Source organism: Candidatus Hydrogenedentota bacterium (assembly GCA_035416745.1).
Classification (GTDB): Bacteria; Hydrogenedentota; Hydrogenedentia; order Hydrogenedentales; family SLHB01; genus UBA2224.
The window spans coordinates 156,446-172,346 of record DAOLNV010000003.1 but is presented as its reverse complement, the minus strand read 5'-3'; the positions used below and the strand labels follow the sequence as shown (position 1 = coordinate 172,346).

Sequence of the window (15,901 nt, the reverse complement as noted above, 5' to 3'; positions counted from 1 at the left end):
ACAACACCGCTCAACCTGGCAAACCCGCGATGTAGCGCCCGGCCTTGCGCCAAGCGTTTTTCGCCCCGGCAACGTCCGGCACAAGGCCGGACGCCGCACACAAAAAACTGCGGCCGCATCGACAATGGAAAACGCGGGGCCGTTGCGGTCGCACGAGCCTCTCCGAGTCTACGGCGCAAACTACAGAAAATCCGCCCGGGTATGATCCATCAGCTCGAATAGACTGCAGCCCAACTCCCGCATGAGCATGTCCAGCCGGACGATTGGCAGGCCCAGCACGTTTTGATAGCACCCCGAGTACCTGGCTACGAGCAAGCTGCCGGGACCATCCACGGTATAGGCCCCGGCGCGGTCAACCGGGCGCACTGCATGCACGAAATGAGCGATTTCGTCTTCAGCCAGCTGACGAAACGTCACCTCCGTCCGCTCGAATCCCTCGACCCTGGACCCGGTCGCGGTGTCAGCCAAAGCGAGGCCGGTCAAGACGGCATGGGTGCGGCCGGAAAGACGCTTCAGCATTTCCCGAGCCTCATCGAGGCTGGCGGGTTTGGTAAGGACATGGCTGTCCAGAAAAACAAGGGTATCGGCCGCAATTACCAGAGCGGGCTGGGTAAGACGCCGGGCAACCTCGTCGCATTTGGCGCACGCGTTCATGACAACCAGTTGCTCAGGGGGCAGCCCTTCCTCAATTTCGGGCGCACCACTGGCCACAACATCGAAATCGAGTCCCAATGCCGCCAGAAGGGCCCGCCGCCGAGGCGAGACGGACGCAAGGACAATACGTTTCACGGGCGAGGATTCTCCTCGGGGCCCGGGGATGTCTCGGGAACCACGGGATCGCGCGGAAGAAGCAAACCGCCTGAAGGAACCTCTTCGTACGACTCCTGGTTTTCGATAACTACCGTGCCTTCAGGGACTTGGAATTGGGACTCGACAGGCTCGATCTTGCAGTTCACTTCGTAATTCGACATACGGATGTCCACGCGTGAATCGGCGTCATTCACAACGATGACTCTGGTGGGAAGAAAATCGTCCTCGCGCAAGTACAAAAACACTTCATCAAAGACCGCTGCAGTAGCAGTCCCGTCCTCGCCGGTCTTCTTTTTTGGTCTGAGGAGAAGCCCCTTGACGGCGCCTTCCTTTATTTCGGGAATAAAGAACGACACCTCGAAGGCTTCGCGGAGCCGCGCGAAGTCATTCTCGAATCCGAGGTAGAGAGCTTCCGTGGCGGGATCGTCGTCCAAATCGTCGATTTGCAGCTGTTCCATGTCCTCGTCGTAGCGGTAGATGCGCCGCCCGTCAATCAGCAAATCGGTTACGGCAGGGTCTTCATAGCGAAACACGATCCGCCTCGGCCGGGCATAGAGCATGGTGCCCTTCGCCTCGAAAACACCGTCCGGGGTTATGTTCTCGCGCTCGAGCTGCGCCCGAACCACATGAATCGCGTCACGTTTGGCCGCGAGTTCCTCGAGGAAGGCATCGACGCTTTCGGTTTCGACCGCCGCAGCCGCAGCCAGTAACAGCACGATCACTTTGAGGAATCCTTCTTACGTTCTGCCGCTTCCGCACCCCCCGAACCCTTAGATGAATCCAACGGAGCGCCTTCGGGTTCCGCGGGAATTCCCGCCGAACTCGCGGCGGCATTGCTCCGCCCCCCCATCTCGCTCACGCCGGAAGCGTGCGGGGACGCAGAGCCCTCTTGGCGGACGCCGGACTCGGCCGTTTCCGTGGAAAAGGAGGCCGCGCCGCCCGTCTCCGCACCCGGCTCCTCCGACAGGTCGGTAATATTGACGACGGGGAGGTTGGAATCTTCATCATCCTCGCCGGTATCGCTGGTCACGCCCGCGTCGAAGAAGCCCGCCGGCGCGTTGTCTTCGCCGGGAATGAGGCTATCGAGCAGGTTTTTGTGGGTTTCGAGAATGGCCAGCATCTCCCGGCGCATACGGCTGCGCTGTTGTTCGAGCACATGGATGTCGCGGGCCAGTTTGCGGGGCAGCTTCGCCGCCGCGAGTTGGGCCTGAGCCTTCTTGAGCCGGCCCTCCTCGATAAGCGATTCGGCCTCGCGCTTCGCGGATGCAAGAATGTCCTCGCTGAACTTCTGCGAACTGACAAGAGCGCTCCGCAGCGTCTTCTCGATTTCACGGTACTCGTCTATGGCGGCGCGCTGCTCATCGACCTTTTCCCGCAGATGGCGGATCTGGCCGAGCAGCCGATCGATGATGTCGGCCACGCGCTCAAGAAACGCATCCACTTGCCGGGTTTCATAGCCGCCAAGCATGGCGCGCTTGAAATCCTGGTTGTAGATGTCGCTGGGAGTGATCGCGATTTCTTCGCCAAGAGCCTTGGTGATCATGCGATCCTTCTTGACGGTTCCCGGTTCTTCTGTTTTCTCGTTCATCTAACGGCCCAACTCCCGGGAGCGGGCGGCCGCAGCGGCCACACCCGCCCGAATGGCTTCCTCAAACCCATGTTCCTTGAAAGCCCGCAACGCTGCTTCCGTCGTGCCCCCCTTCGAAGTGACCCGTTGGCGCAGAACGCCGGCGCTTTCGCCCGATTCCAGCAGGAGCCGCCCCGCGCCCAATGCCGTCTGCTTGGCCAATTCCGTGGCTTGCTCTTCCGTAAGCCCTTCTTCCTGAGCAGCCCGAACCAGGCACTCGACCATGTAGAAGAAGTAGGCCGGCCCGCTGCCGCTCAATGCCGTCACGGCGTCCATGGCGCTTTCAGGCACGATCTGCACCAGCCCTACCGATTCGAAGATGGCCTTCGCGAAATCGATATCCTCTTGAACACAGTTTTTGCCCGGGGCGACCGCCGCCGCGCCGGCGCCAACCAGAGCCGGCGTGTTCGGCATCACCCGGATAACGCGGCGCCCACTGCCAAGCCGTTCCTGAAAGAACGCCGTCGACAGACCGGCGCAAATCGAGATGACGAGCGCGCTGGGAGCCAGCTTCCCCGCCAGAGGTTCAAGCGCTTCCGCCGCATTCTGCGGTTTCACCGCTACCATAAGGGCGTCGCACGCTTCCGCCAGGCTTTCCGCCGACGAAACCGCCTTCATACCCATTGCCTGGGCAGCAGCCCGCTTTGCTTCGTCCACATCGAATGTGGCCAACTGCCCGGGGCGCATGGTCTGCCGCTCGATCAGGCCGCCCGCAATGGCGCGCCCCATGTTGCCGAACCCAAGAAATCCCAGCCGCATCTCTACTGCCATAACGTGTGCCTTTCTAGCGTCTATTAGCCGGCGACGGTCCGAATCACCGCCAGTTCATCACAATCGGGAAACCGGGGACAACGCACGCAATCCCGGAACACTTTACTGGGAAGCTCGTGCTTGTCAATGTAGCCGAAGCCCTCACGCTCGAAGAACTTGGGACTGCGCGTAAGGGCATAGACCCGTTCGACGCCCAAAGCGCCGGCCTCCCCGAGGCATGCCCGCAACATGGCCGAGCCAATACCCGAACCGCGGCGGCTCTCGTGCACAACGAGCGACCGCACCTCCGCCAAGTTTTGCATATCCACGTGGAGAGCGCAACAACCAAGCAATTGACCATCTTCTTCGTATACGTGAAAATCCCGAACATTCTCGCACAATTCGATGAGCGTGCGCGGCAACACGGCATCGTCAACGACGGCCGCGTCGATCAACACCTTCACTCCTGCCATGTCGCCTAAACGCGCTTTGCGAATGACACCGGCCACGGCATCTACCCCTTTCAAGCACTTTGCATCGGAAGCGTGCATGCAGTCTAGCTCCTCGTGGACCCGCCCCCGGACCTATCTCATATAGTCTAGCATACTTAGGCCACATTTCTCGCGCGCGCCGCCCCCCCGGCTTATCTGAAGGCCGCATTGACTTTCTTGGACAGGCTCATCAGGATCGGTGCAGAATGGTTGACATGGATACAACATGGCGTCTTCCCGCTTTCGAGGACCTGCCCCTTACCGCAAGCAACGGGGCTGTCGCAATCGCCATCGCCATCGGAACTCTGTATTGTTTCCTGGGTTACCGGACATTGCGCTTCGTCATCATATTGACCGGTTTTCTGTTGGCGGGCGCAGTAGCCGCCGCGCTTGCCGCTTGGCTCGGCAAGGGACACGTCATCGCCATCGTCATCTCCGGCGTCCTGGGTGGGATTTGTGGGGCCATAGCCCTTGCTTTTCTGGTGCGGAGCGGGATCTTTCTGCTCGGCGTGCTGGGGGTTCTTGTGGTGGCTATGCACCTTACAGCGGGCAGGCAAGAATCCTACATGCCCTGGGTGGTCCTTGCAGCGGGCGGCATAGGGGGAGTCCTGGCCCTGCTCCTCCGGCGTACCATTGTTATCCTCGCGACCGCCGCCATCGGCGCCTGGATGGTGGTCTCGGGCATCATATTCTTCCTGGCCGGGCCCGGTTCCCTCGGACAGCCCAGCGAAACCGTGCTCGCTGTCCGGGAAGGCTGGGTCGGGGTCGCCTGCTGGGCCGTACTGGCCGGCGCCGGCGCCGCAGCCCAGTTCGCCACCCGTCCCCTCGAACAGCAAGCGCCCAAGCGCGATGGGGAAAGGAGACCATAAGGTGAGAGGGTTTTGGCAGGGTGCATGGTCTTTGACCCGATGCCGCATATAATGAATTCAGAGGCTGGGTCCCGGACCGTTATGCCCGGTCATGCCCCGTTCTTTCACAATTACAGGCTGTGCCGGGTGTCGAGGTACTGAGACACGAAACTTCCCGGGCGCTGCCGGGAACGTATCCGATGCAAAACCTCGACTGTTTGTTCAAGAGTAAGCGCTTCGTTGGGGGATATCGTCTCGGCAGCCCCCGCTGACCGCCGCAAGAGGTCCCGGATGACCTCATCGTCGGAGATAAACGCCTGAGCGCTTCTTTCATCTTGGCCTCGCGAGTTCATGATTCTCCGTACCCTTCCAACGTCGAATACTTCGTTAGATGCCCGCAAAACCCAGCCCTGCAAAAGATGACGCGGCAGGCATTCTTGTCATAGGCGCTTCTAACACCCTACCCACGGCGCTCTGCATCTCTTTTTCAAAAACGCCGCCGCGCCACTGATACACTGCTTACTACCCCGCATATAAAACGCGGACCCGCGCCAAGATATTCCGCTCTCCTGTGAAAAAACACGCGTGCGCGAGATGCTGCTTTCAAGAGGGGATTGCTTCGGAGCGCTGAGGCCAAGCGAGGCGCTCGACGCCGGCAGGGTCAAGAAACGGACCCGGGGCGGGCATTGGTATCCCCGGAGATTTGCGCGGGAGGGGACTGAGTCCGGCCACAGACCTGGCAGGTTACCTCGCCGTCGGCGCGCGTTACCCGGGGAGCATGGCAAGAGCTCGTCGAAATACACCGGCCGGAGATAATGTATCCCAACGCCAGGGCCGCCATCATGAAGGCAAATACGCCAATTGCCAGGAGGATCGTCATCAACATCGTTATTCCCTCCTTTCCGGAGAGGGCTGGCCAGAGCTGGAGCGCGATTCTCCAGCTTGGGCCATGAACTGCTCGAAGGCCTTCGTCGCTATGTCGCGAAAATGGCCGTCCGCCGTGCGGACTATGAAGAACGCGGCCATGTCATTCTCATTGGCCCAATGCAAGGCTTCTTCCGGCCCCATAACCATGAGGGCCGTCGCGTACCCGTCAGCGACCGCACATTCTTTATGAATAACACTCGCCGACGCCAGATTATGCGAAATGGGCCTGCCGGTATGGGGATCGATCTCGTGGGAATAGCGGACGCCGTTCCGTTCGTAGAAGTTGCGATAGTCGCCGGATGTGGCCATGGACCAACCGCTCATGGGCACGACGGTCTCCACATCGCCCAGGAGAGCGTCAGGACGCACGACGCCAATCCGCCACGGGGCCCCTTCGCCGTTAAGCCCGCCAGTCCGCACTTCGCCGCCGACTTCCACCATGTAGTCGTGGAAACCGGCGTTTTCGAGGGCGGCACACACGCGGTCTACGCCGTATCCTTTGGCGATGGCCGAAAGATCACAGTAAAGCGCTGGGTCGTCCTTCCGCACGGTCGAGGCCACAGGATCAATGGTGACTTTCTGGTAGCCAACGTGTTCTTTCAACGCCTGTATCTCATTGTCGCTCAGCGGGTTCTCGGGAACGTCGCCGGGTCCGAAGCCCCACGCGTTCACAAGAGGCCCGACGGTGATGTCGAACGCCCCGTTCGTGCGCTCGCTAATCTCGAGGGCAAGCCGAAACACGTCGAGAGTGGCGGCCGAAACGGGGAAAGGGGTGGTCGAGGCATGCGTGTTGAACCGCGAGAGTTCGGAATCCGGCAAGTACGTGGACATCGCGGCATTCACGCCCTCGAGTTCGGCCTCGATCAAGTGTTGCAAGGCGGTCAGGTCCGTTCCGGCGGGGTCGGGCAACATCACCTTCGCCTTGTAGACCGTTCCCATGGTCGTACCGGAGAACTCGGGGACGCGTTCGTGGATCGGCACCCTGTCACGGCACCCCGCGCACGCCAGCAGCAGGATGACCAGGGCCGTGGCGACCCGCCAGCGGGAACAACCGTGCGGAAACCCGAACCTTGCTTCCCTGCTTGGGAGAGGGCCACGCATCCAGCCGGCGTGCCGCGGAACGGTAGGCATCGATAGACCTCTTTCTACCATCACAGCCCGAAATCGTCGAACATGATGTTCTCTTGTTCGACCCCAAGGTCCTGCAACATGTTGATAGCGGCGGTATTCATCACGGGCGGCCCGCAGATGTAGTATTCATTGTCTTCGGGCGCGGGGTGCTTGCTGAGGTAGCTGTCCAGAAGTACCTGGTGAATGAACCCGACCGGCCCCTCCCATTTGTCTTCGGACAGAGGCTCTGAAAGAGCCAGCGTCCAAGTGAAATTGTCGTTTTGGGCCTGTATCGCGTCGAAATCTTCAACATAGAACGCCTCGCGCAGGCTGCGAGCGCCGTACCAGAAACTCACCTTGCGCGTGGTACGGATGCGCTTGAACTGGTCGAAAATGTGCGAGCGCATGGGGGCCATGCCCGCGCCGCCGCCGATGAACACCATCTCGGCGCGGGTGTCCCGGGCATAGAACTCTCCATAGGGCCCCGAGATCGTGACCGCATCGCCCGGCTTCAGGTTAAAGATGTACGAGGACATGATGCCGGGCGGCGTGCCCTCGGGCGCGCGCGGAGGAGGAGTGGCAATGCGGATGTTCAGCATGATGATCCCCTTTTCGTCGGGGTAATTGGCCATGGAATACGCGCGCGTAACCACTTCATCGCAGCGGGAGACAAGGTCCCAGAGGCCGTACTTGTCCCAGTCGTCCCGGAACTGTTGTTCAACATCGAAGTTCTTGAAGTAGGCCGTGTGAGGCGGACATTCCATCTGGATGTAGCCTCCGGCCCGGAAGGGGACTTCCTCGCCCTCGGGCAGCTCGAGCACGAGCTCTTTGATGAAGGTGGCAACGTTACGGTTGGACCGGACCGTGCAGTGCCACTTGCGAATATCGAATACTTCAGGCGGCACTTCGATCTTGAGGTCGTTCTTGACCTTCACCTGGCACGAGAGGCGCATGCCTTCGCGGGCTTCGCCGCGCGAGATGTGGCCTTGCTCGGTTGGCAGCATGGCGCCGCCGCCCTGGTGAATTTTCACTTTGCATACCCCGCACGTGCCTTTGCCGCCGCACGCCGACGGGAGATAGATCTGCTGGTTAGCCAGGGTGCTCAACAATGACGAGCCCGCCGGGACCTTCAGCGTTTTCTCGGGGTCGCCGTTAACTTCGATGCTCACCTGGCCGCTGCTCACGAGCTTCGCCTTGGCGACCATCAGAATGACCACCAGACTCAGAATGACGACGTTGAACATCAACAAGCCAAGGAGGATGATCTGCATAACCCCAAATTCCTAGCGTTTTCTCAGGCCGCCCGGGCGGCTCTTTCTTACAGTTGGATGCCGGAGAAGGTCATGAACCCCATGGCCATCAACCCGGTGAGAATGAACGCAATGCCCAGACCCCGCAGTCCCGGCGGCACATTACTGTATTTCATGCGCTCGCGTATCGACGCCAACGCCACGATCGCCAGTGCCCAACCGGCGCCCGAGCCCACCCCGAACACCGCGCTCTCGGCAAAGGTGTAGTCCCGCTCGACCATGAATAACGAGCCGGCCATGATGACGCAGTTCACGGTAATCAGCGGCAGAAATACCCCTAGCGCGACATACAGGGACGGCACATACCGGTCGAGGGTCATCTCGAGCAGCTGCACCGCGGCGGCAATCGTGCCGATATAGGTCAGGAACCCCAGGAACGACAGGTCGACTTCAGCCATGCTGGCGGAAACCCACGTCAGAGCGCCTTTCCGCAGCAGGAAGCTGTAGACCAGCTGGTTCATGGGCACGGTGATAGCCTGCACAATCACGACCGCAATCCCCAGGCCTGTGGCGGTTTCCACCTTCTTCGAGCACGCGAGGAAGCTGCACATGCCCAGGAAGAATGCCAGGGCCATGTTCTCAATGAACACCGACTTGGTGAAGAGGCTCAGGTAATGTTCCAAACCGACCATGGGTCATTCCTCCTCGCGCTGTTCGGGCTTCCAGGTGCGCAGCGCCCAGATGAAAAGGCCGATCATGAAGAAGGCGCTCGGAGTAAGCAGCATCAACCCGTTAGGCTCGTACCACCCGCCGTCGCGCTTGAGCGCAAACACCTGGTGGCCGAAAAGGCTGCCGCTTCCCAGCAGCTCCCGGAAGAACCCGAGCAGCAGAAGGATCATGCTGTAACCCAGCCCGTTGCCGATCCCGTCGAGGAAGCTGGCCTTCGGACCGTGCTGCATCGCATAGCCCTCGGCGCGGCCCATGACGATGCAGTTGGTGATGATGAGGCCTACGAACACCGACAGCCGTTTGCTGACGTCGAACAGATACGCCCGGAGAAACTGGTCCACCACAATAACCAGCGAGGCGATGATCGTCATCTGGACGATCATGCGGATCGTGTGAGGAGTGCTGTTGCGCACAAGGCTGACCGACAGGTTGGAGAAGGCCGTCACGAATGTTAAGGCGGCGCACATGGTGAGGGCCGTGTCAAGTTTGGTGGTCACCGCCAGCGCAGAGCAGATGCCCAGCACCTGCAGGGCGATCGGATTGTTGTTGAAAATCGGATCGAGCAGTATTTTCCGGTCCGCCTTGTCAAGTCCCATACCCATCAGGCTGCGCTCCCTTGTTTTCGGAATTGCTCCAGGAACGGCTTGAAACCGTCTTCACCCAGCCAAAACCGAACCAGATTGCCGACGCCGCGGCTCGTAAGCGTCGCCCCAGACAAACCATCAACCTTGTACGGATTCTCGTCCGGAGACCCGGCCTGCCCCTTGATCACCGTGATTTGGGGAGTCCAATTCTCGTCGTACGCTTTACGGTTGACCCATTGGGCTTTCCACTTCGGGTTGTCGACCTCGCCGCCCAAGCCGGGGGTTTCGCCGTGCTCGTAGAACGTTATCCCGCGAATGGTGCGCGTGTCTTTGTCGAGAGCCAGGAATCCGTACATGGTGGACCACAGCCCCTTGCCGACGATGGGCAACACGATTTCGGCGGGCTGCCCGCCCTCGACAACGTAATAGACGATCGCGTAATTCGGAATCCGGATGACGCGGGCCATGTTGTTTGCCGGTGCGGCCTTGCTGAGCGCCGGATTGGTGCTGGCTTCCCGCGAATCGTAGCTGCGCGGGTCGAGGCCCGTCTGGCTCTGGAACTCCTCCGAAGTCAAGGCCTGGCCCGTCTCGATATTCACAAACCGCTTTTCGATCGATTCCTCGAACCGCTGCTGCACCTGTTCCGCCGACAGGTTTTCACCATTCTTCATGAGCCCCGCGACGCTCAGGACCTGACGCTGGCGGTCGAGGACCTTGTTGCGCTCCTGGGGGCCTCGCAGGAAATAGGCGGATGAGGACACCAGCACCGCGCAAATCACGCACATGGCGCCGGCGAACCCGAGGGTATACAGTGACCCGCTACGCTGCATTGCGCGCCAACCTCCTCTTGATGTTCGCTCGCACCACGTAGTGATCGATGGTCGACGAGAACATGTTCATGAACAAGATGGACAGCATCCAACTGCCCGCATAGGCCGGGTTCACTTCGCGTATCAGGATGCCGAGCAACCCGATGAGGAATCCGTAGATGTACTTGCCTTTATCGGTAAACGGGGCCGAGACCGGGTCCGTGGCCATAAACACGATGGCGAAGGCGAATCCGCCCAACACCCAATGCCAATAGAACGGCACGGCGTACACGGACGAGGGGTCCTTTCCAAGAGTGTTGAAGAGCATTGCCGAAATGGTGGCCCCCAGCAGACCGCCCAGCATGATGCGCCACGAAGCCACCCGGGTGGCGATGAGTATCGCCGCGCCAATGAGACAGAACAGCGCCGAGGTCTCACCCATCGAGCCCGGTTCGAGGCCGATAAACGACTCCCACCAGGTGATGCCGCCGCGCAATTCGCCCAGGCCGTTGCGCAGGCCTTCCATGCCCGATTCCTTCATGACGGCGAGCCACGTGGCGCCGCTGTAGCCGTCGGCACTGGTTTGCGCGGCAATCCAGACGTTATCGCCTGATATCTCGGCTGGATAGGCGAAGTAGAGAAACGCACGAGCCGTCAAGGCTGGGTTGAATATGTTCATGCCCACCCCGCCGAACACTTCCTTGCCGATGATGACGCCAAAAAGAATGCCGAGCGCGACCTGCCATAACGGGACCGTGGCGGGAAGAATCAACGGAAACAGCGCGCTGGTAACCAGAAACCCCTCGTTTACCTCGTGTTTGCGTACGATACAGAAGATGACCTCCGCGGTCCCGCCCGCCGCTAGCGTCACGATATAGACAGGGATGAAGAACAGCGCCCCGTATACCACGCATGCGAAGAATCCGCCCTTGACAAGGTCAAAACCGAGCGCATTGAACGCCGCGGTCTGCCAGCCGTCCCACATGGCTGCCCCGTGCTGCACGGCAAGCTGAGCCTGATACCCGGTGTTGTACATCGCCATGAACATGCACGGAAGCAGCGCGACGACCACCGTGATCATGATGCGCTTGAGATCGGCGCCATCTCGCACGTGCGAGGCGTTCCGCGTCACCTTGCCTAAGGAGAACAGGAAGGTGTCGCCGGCTTCCCACAAAGGGTAAAGCGCTTCGAGCCTGCCGCCCTGCTCGAAATGCTTGGCCTGTTTGTCGAGGAGTTTCCGTATGGCGTTCATTACCCTTCCTTCTCAATAAGGTCCAGATTCTCGCGAAGAATGGGGCCATATTCGTATTTGGACGGGCACACGAAGGTGCACAACGCGAGATCTTCTTCATCGAGTTCGAGGCAGCCGAGCTTCTCCGCCTCTTCGATGTCGTGAACAATCAATGCGCGCAGCAGGTACGTGGGCTGAATATCCATGGGCATCACGCGTTCATAGCTGCCCATGGGCACCATGGCGCGCTCCGCACCATGCGTATTCGTGGTAAACGCGAATCGCCTGCTCGGGATCAGCCTCGAAACAAACAGGTTGAGCACCGAGAACGTGTTCGACCCCGGCATCATCCATCCCAGGAATTCGCGGTGCCGCCCTTCTTCCAACACGCTGATTTGGTGGTGGCGCAATCCCAGGTAGCCGTGCACGCCGCCCTGCGCCTGCCGGCCCGACAAAACGGACCCCGAGATAACCCGCACCTCGCCATCGCGGAGTTGGCCCGCGACCAGAGCGTCGGTCGAAGCCCCGGCGCGGGTCTTCAGCAGGCGCGGGTCTTTCACCATAGGACCGGCGAGCGAGATCACGCGTTCGACATCGAGCTTGCCCGTCAAAAAAAGCCGTCCGATCGAGATCACGCTCTGGTAATCGATATACCACGCCGTCTTCTCCCGGTGCACCGGGTCCAGCAAGTGAATATGGAGGCCCGGCAGCCCTGCGGGATGGGGGCCTTCGAATTCCTCGATTGCGATACCGAGATTCGCCGAGGCCGGTATCTTCGCCCCGGCTTGTTTGCACAAGTAGGTGGTGCCCTCCGTCAGGCGTGCAAGAACGAGAAGACCGTTTCCAAAGTCCTGTTCTTTGCCTTCGAGCGTTTTCTCGACCGAAGGCGCCAGGGGATTGGTATCAATGGCCGTGACGAAAATCGAATGAGGCGTCGCGTCAATTGCGGGGACTTTGCCGAAGGGGCGGGTCCGCAACGTTGTCCAAAGGCCCGATTCGACGAGAAGGTCGATGAGTTCCTGGCGCTTGAGGGTGGCTGGCGCCTTGTCCCGGAACGATTCAAAGACGGCATAATCTTCGTCTGTCATCGAGCCGCGTCGCTCGTTTTCGCTCAGTTCGATGACGACGGTCTGGAGGGCGCGGCGGTCGCCGCGACTGATCGCGGCAACTTTGCCCGCCCCCGGGGCCGTATAGCGCACACCGGGCGTCTTTTTGTCCTCAAACAACAACTGGCCGCGCTTAACTGTTTCACCTTCCTGGACATGCATGGTCGGGCGCATGCCCGGATAGTCAGCTGCCACGACGGCCACGTGCGTGGGCTGCGGAGCGGCTTCGATTTCCTGCCGCGGCTCGCCGGCAATAGGAAGATTCAAGCCTTTCTTTATCTTGTGTACAGCCATGTGCTCAATCAATCCCCCTTGGGTACTACCTTAGACATTGGATTCTTGTGGATTGTGTCACGAATGCCCGGCAGCTGGATTGTCCAGGTGGTCTATCGCCAATTCTATTGAAAATAGATTCAATGGTGAAAAAAGCATGCCATGTTGCCACATTCGCATCCCACATCTCAACAGAAAGAGCTTGTACCCTTGCTGGTTCCATTTTCATATCGTTCTATGTGCCTATGCTTTAACTGTACTGAGCAGTAAACACGTGAAGAGCGGCCCTTTATTCAGAATTCGTGCTGATCTGTCACAAATTCACCAGCCATCCGGCTGAGTGCATCACGCAAGTCAAGTGATAGCTGGACTTATCCCGTGGTTAACACGTCTATCGAAGCGCCCGGAGCGAGTTCGAAGGTTTTTATGGTGTCTGTGCCGGGAAGGCGGAGGCGTGCAACTCCCCCGCGTTCGGCCTGGACCCTCAAGGAAACCATTTTCCCGTCGCGTTTCTCGGCCGATACCAGGAATGCGCCCTGTGCCCGCAGATTGTGGAAGGCCACGTCGGCCCAATCAGCGGGGATGGCGGGAAACACATCGATCACGCCCGTGTGGCTCTGGAGCAGCATTTCCTGGAGGCCGGAAGCGTTCGAGCAATTGGTCTCGAGCGTAAACGGGCGGTACGTGAAGGTGCTGTATCCCTTCCCGGTCTGGTCGCCGTTGGCATTGAAGCTGCTCCGCAACACGAAGGCCTCCGCGAAGATGTCGAGGGCTTTCCCGGCGCGTTCGCCGTCACGCGCACGGGCGGCCAGACTGGCCAGCCACGTGTAGCTGAACCCTACCCATGCGCCCGGACCGAATTTCTCGAGTTCCTCGATTGAGGCGCGCATGGTGCGCTGGTCTTCCTCCCCGTTCGCCCAGTCCACGAGCCCGAGCGGATAGATGGCCATGAGGTGCGAGTGATGCCGGTGGGAAAACGGCAGCGGATGGTTTTCGGCGACCAGGAGAGCGCCGTTTTCGCCCCGAAACAACTGCGGGAACTCGGAAAGCACCCCGCGCCAGTGCGCGGCGTCTTCTTTTTCGCCCAACAGGTCCGCCATTTCCGCGGCCGCGCCGAACAGCCAGCGGCACAGCGAGAGGTCATGCGTCGTAATCGTCGGGAACCAGGCCTCGGGCTTGTTGTCGTAGAACTCGGGCGACGAACTCAATGGCAAGGTGCGCAGGCCCTTTGCGTCGCGTTCGCTGGTGACGGCCTCGACGAATACGGCGCACTCGCGCGCGTACGGGTAGGCGTGCCCGCGCAGGAAGTCCGGGTCGCCGCTGTATTTCCATTGCCAATAGAAATGTTGCGCGAGCCACGCGCCCATCATCGCCGAGTGGGTGTACTGGCGCCACCCGCCGATCTGGTTGCAGTGGAGGTCGGTGGTCATGGGGACGGCCAGTCCCGGCATATCAAAGAAAGTGCGGGTCCATGCGCGGCAATTATCGCGGTGCTCCCACAACCAGTCGACAAAACCCTGGCCGGCTTCGAGACGATTACCGCTGTAACAGGGCCAATAGGTCATCTGGGTGTTCAGGTCGTGATGGTAATCGCCTTTCCACGGCGGCAGTTTGCCGTTGTCGGCGGTCCAGGGCCCTTGCAGGCTCACGGGCGGCGCATCGGGCCGCGCCGCAGCGCCCAGTTTGTATGTGTCGAGGTACCACTGGCGCTCAATGCGGGGATTGGGCACGCGAAGCCACGTGCGGTCCCAGAAAGCGCGCCACCACTCGAGATGCTCCGTCCGCAGGGCGTTCAAGCCGCCGTCAAGGGCTTTCTCCACCCGGGCCTTCGCGATGGCCATGGGCTCGTCCCCCTCGAAACTCGAGGCCACCGTCCAGACGACGGTGGTTTTGCCCGCGCCTTCATCGAAGCGCCAGCCCACGTACACGGAGAAACGGAATCCGCCCCAGCCTTCCTGCTCGTACGCCGCGAACTGGTCTCCTGAGGTTTCCTGCGGCGGGCCATATCCAAGCTGCGCCAGTTCGCCGGCCTCGATAGCGATTTCTGACTGGACGTGCTCCTTGCCTCCAAACAGGGGCGCCACCAGCTCCGGTCTGATGAGAGACCTGGCCTCGATCTCGAGCACTCCTAGAGGAGCGGTTGCGTGAATCCAAGCCGTGACATGCGCGCCATCGCCGAACGAAGCGCTCCCTGTCGCGGTGGCCAGGTCGAGGCGCGTATTCCTGAACGCGGCATTCTCAAAAGCGAGGGTCAGGCGTCCCGCCGGGATCTTGGTGGGCGCGGGCCGGTGGTAGGGCAGTTCGTACATCTTGGCCAGTTCCTCGTAGCGGCCTGCCTTTTCCCATTCACGCATGACGGCATAGGAATAGTCCTCCGACTGAAACTCCGGCACGGGGCGCAGGTCCCACAGGTCGGTGCGGTCAAGGGAGATGTTCAACGGCGCGCCATCGCCCCACAGCAGCGCGCCCATGATGCCGTTGCCAAGGGGCAGGGCCTCGTCCCACGTCATGGCAGGCGTGTTGAAGTCGAGTCCATGTTCCGGAAACGGCGGATGCGCCAGCGTTTCCGATGCGGCATACACGGTCATGAGCGCGACCAGCGTTGTCATGCATTTGCCCTCCCCATGAGAGAAACTCCGTACAGGTACGGACTGGAGCACCGTTCAAGAATCAAAGCATACCATTGCCTTGCGCTTTCTCCAAGCATACGGAGGTAAAACCATGGAGAGCACCCAGTCCGCTGAGGAGATGTTGTCTTTCCGTGGGCGCAGTTCTGCGGCAAAGGTCGGCCGCCAAGCGGTACCAGGAAAGACTCCTTTGACAACGTTGACCGGTGAACAGGATTTGAGGCGTTTCCCGTTAGGCCTGATTCCGAAGCAGCATGAGCGTCCTGCACATGTCTTGCCTGGTCAGGGAACGTGAAATGACCAGGAACCGGAGGCCTTGCGGTCACAGGCGTGGCTTGGTCGGGAGACCACACCACAGCGGAGGGTCACAGGCGTGGCGTGGTCCGGAGACCACACCACAGCGAAGGGTCACAGACGTGGCGTGGTCCGGAGGCCACACCACGGCGGAGGGATTTACGCGCCGTGTGAGGGTCATAGGTCCCATGCATGGCACCCCCGGTCAAGGCTTGGAAGCCCTTCCCCAGCCCCGCAGGGGCGGAAGGCCGTAGCCCAGGGCCAGCCACGCGGTACGCGTGGCGCAGCCCTGGGATCAAGAACGCCCACATTCCAGCCCCGCAAGGGGCGGCAGGCTGTAGCCCAGGACCGTCTCCCCAGCCCCGCAGGGGCTGAAGGCCGTAGCCCAGGACCGTCTCCCCAGCCCCGCAGGGGCTGAAGGCCGTAGCCCAGGAC

General features: G+C 60.7%; 14 protein-coding genes. 1 reads left to right on the top strand and 13 read right to left on the bottom strand.

Going from position 1 to position 15,901, the window contains the following annotated elements; translation table 11 throughout:
* Positions 1 to 180 precede the first annotated feature (180 nt).
* The 5 genes from PLJ71_02585 to PLJ71_02565 are packed head-to-tail and all read right to left on the bottom strand — an operon-like array spanning position 181 to position 3,738.
* A complete protein-coding gene (locus tag PLJ71_02585; GenBank protein ID HQM47542.1) occupies positions 181 to 789 on the bottom strand; it encodes a Maf family protein in 609 nt (202 codons plus the stop codon).
* Positions 786 to 1,532, bottom strand: a complete 747-nt coding sequence (locus tag PLJ71_02580) for an outer membrane lipoprotein carrier protein LolA (GenBank protein HQM47541.1) — start codon at positions 1,530 to 1,532, stop codon at positions 786 to 788. The genes PLJ71_02585 and PLJ71_02580 overlap by 4 nt, the downstream gene beginning before the upstream one ends.
* The gene (locus PLJ71_02575; GenBank protein ID HQM47540.1) at positions 1,529 to 2,398 is read right to left on the bottom strand and encodes a DivIVA domain-containing protein; all 870 of its coding nucleotides are present in this window, start codon (positions 2,396 to 2,398) and stop codon (positions 1,529 to 1,531) included. Before PLJ71_02575 ends, PLJ71_02580 begins: the two co-directional genes overlap by 4 nt.
* Entirely contained in the window at positions 2,399 to 3,208 is an 810-nt protein-coding gene (proC, locus tag PLJ71_02570) for a pyrroline-5-carboxylate reductase (GenBank protein ID HQM47539.1), read from the bottom strand.
* A 23-nt stretch (positions 3,209 to 3,231) separates the two neighbouring features.
* A complete protein-coding gene (locus PLJ71_02565) occupies positions 3,232 to 3,738 on the bottom strand; it encodes an N-acetyltransferase (protein HQM47538.1) in 507 nt (168 codons plus the stop codon).
* 146 nt (positions 3,739 to 3,884) lie between these two features.
* Between PLJ71_02565 and PLJ71_02560 the strand changes: the two genes are divergently transcribed.
* Entirely contained in the window at positions 3,885 to 4,547 is a 663-nt protein-coding gene (locus tag PLJ71_02560) for a DUF4203 domain-containing protein (protein ID HQM47537.1), read from the top strand.
* Positions 4,548 to 5,414: 867 nt separating this feature from the next.
* Here the strand turns inward: PLJ71_02560 and PLJ71_02555 are convergent.
* From PLJ71_02555 to PLJ71_02520, 8 genes are all read right to left on the bottom strand, one after another.
* Complete coding sequence (locus PLJ71_02555; GenBank protein ID HQM47536.1) at positions 5,415 to 6,584, bottom strand: FAD:protein FMN transferase; 1,170 nt, start codon at positions 6,582 to 6,584, stop codon at positions 5,415 to 5,417.
* Positions 6,585 to 6,604: 20 nt separating this feature from the next.
* Complete coding sequence (gene nqrF, locus PLJ71_02550; protein ID HQM47535.1) at positions 6,605 to 7,834, bottom strand: NADH:ubiquinone reductase (Na(+)-transporting) subunit F; 1,230 nt, start codon at positions 7,832 to 7,834, stop codon at positions 6,605 to 6,607.
* Positions 7,835 to 7,881: 47 nt separating this feature from the next.
* Entirely contained in the window at positions 7,882 to 8,496 is a 615-nt protein-coding gene (nqrE, locus tag PLJ71_02545; GenBank protein ID HQM47534.1) for an NADH:ubiquinone reductase (Na(+)-transporting) subunit E, read from the bottom strand.
* Between the two features lie 12 nt (positions 8,497 to 8,508).
* Entirely contained in the window at positions 8,509 to 9,138 is a 630-nt protein-coding gene (locus PLJ71_02540; GenBank protein ID HQM47533.1) for an NADH:ubiquinone reductase (Na(+)-transporting) subunit D, read from the bottom strand.
* A 5-nt stretch (positions 9,139 to 9,143) separates the two neighbouring features.
* Positions 9,144 to 9,956: a Na(+)-translocating NADH-quinone reductase subunit C gene (locus tag PLJ71_02535; GenBank protein ID HQM47532.1), complete on the bottom strand. Its 813-nt coding sequence runs from the start codon at positions 9,954 to 9,956 to the stop codon at positions 9,144 to 9,146.
* Positions 9,946 to 11,187 (bottom strand): NADH:ubiquinone reductase (Na(+)-transporting) subunit B, encoded by a 1,242-nt coding sequence (locus PLJ71_02530; GenBank protein ID HQM47531.1) that lies wholly within the window; start codon positions 11,185 to 11,187, stop codon positions 9,946 to 9,948. Before PLJ71_02530 ends, PLJ71_02535 begins: the two co-directional genes overlap by 11 nt.
* Complete coding sequence (locus PLJ71_02525; protein HQM47530.1) at positions 11,187 to 12,566, bottom strand: Na(+)-translocating NADH-quinone reductase subunit A; 1,380 nt, start codon at positions 12,564 to 12,566, stop codon at positions 11,187 to 11,189. Before PLJ71_02525 ends, PLJ71_02530 begins: the two co-directional genes overlap by 1 nt.
* Positions 12,567 to 12,916: 350 nt before the next feature.
* A complete protein-coding gene (locus tag PLJ71_02520) occupies positions 12,917 to 15,154 on the bottom strand; it encodes a glycoside hydrolase N-terminal domain-containing protein (protein HQM47529.1) in 2,238 nt (745 codons plus the stop codon).
* Positions 15,155 to 15,901: the final 747 nt, after the last annotated feature.

Excerpts from the sequence above, each read along its gene's own strand:
- PLJ71_02575 (HQM47540.1), bottom strand. The coding sequence starts at position 2,398 with ATGAACGAGAAAACAGAAGAACCGGGAACCGTCAAGAAGGATCGCATG.
- proC (HQM47539.1), bottom strand. The coding sequence starts at position 3,208 with ATGGCAGTAGAGATGCGGCTGGGATTTCTTGGGTTCGGCAACATGGGG.
- PLJ71_02565 (HQM47538.1), bottom strand. The coding sequence starts at position 3,738 with ATGCACGCTTCCGATGCAAAGTGCTTGAAAGGGGTAGATGCCGTGGCC.
- PLJ71_02560 (HQM47537.1), top strand. The coding sequence starts at position 3,885 with ATGGTTGACATGGATACAACATGGCGTCTTCCCGCTTTCGAGGACCTG.
- PLJ71_02555 (HQM47536.1), bottom strand. The coding sequence starts at position 6,584 with ATGCCTACCGTTCCGCGGCACGCCGGCTGGATGCGTGGCCCTCTCCCA.
- nqrF (HQM47535.1), bottom strand. The coding sequence starts at position 7,834 with ATGCAGATCATCCTCCTTGGCTTGTTGATGTTCAACGTCGTCATTCTG.
- PLJ71_02540 (HQM47533.1), bottom strand. The coding sequence starts at position 9,138 with ATGGGACTTGACAAGGCGGACCGGAAAATACTGCTCGATCCGATTTTC.
- PLJ71_02535 (HQM47532.1), bottom strand. The coding sequence starts at position 9,956 with ATGCAGCGTAGCGGGTCACTGTATACCCTCGGGTTCGCCGGCGCCATG.
- PLJ71_02530 (HQM47531.1), bottom strand. The coding sequence starts at position 11,187 with ATGAACGCCATACGGAAACTCCTCGACAAACAGGCCAAGCATTTCGAG.
- PLJ71_02525 (HQM47530.1), bottom strand. The coding sequence starts at position 12,566 with ATGGCTGTACACAAGATAAAGAAAGGCTTGAATCTTCCTATTGCCGGC.
- PLJ71_02520 (HQM47529.1), bottom strand. The coding sequence starts at position 15,154 with ATGACAACGCTGGTCGCGCTCATGACCGTGTATGCCGCATCGGAAACG.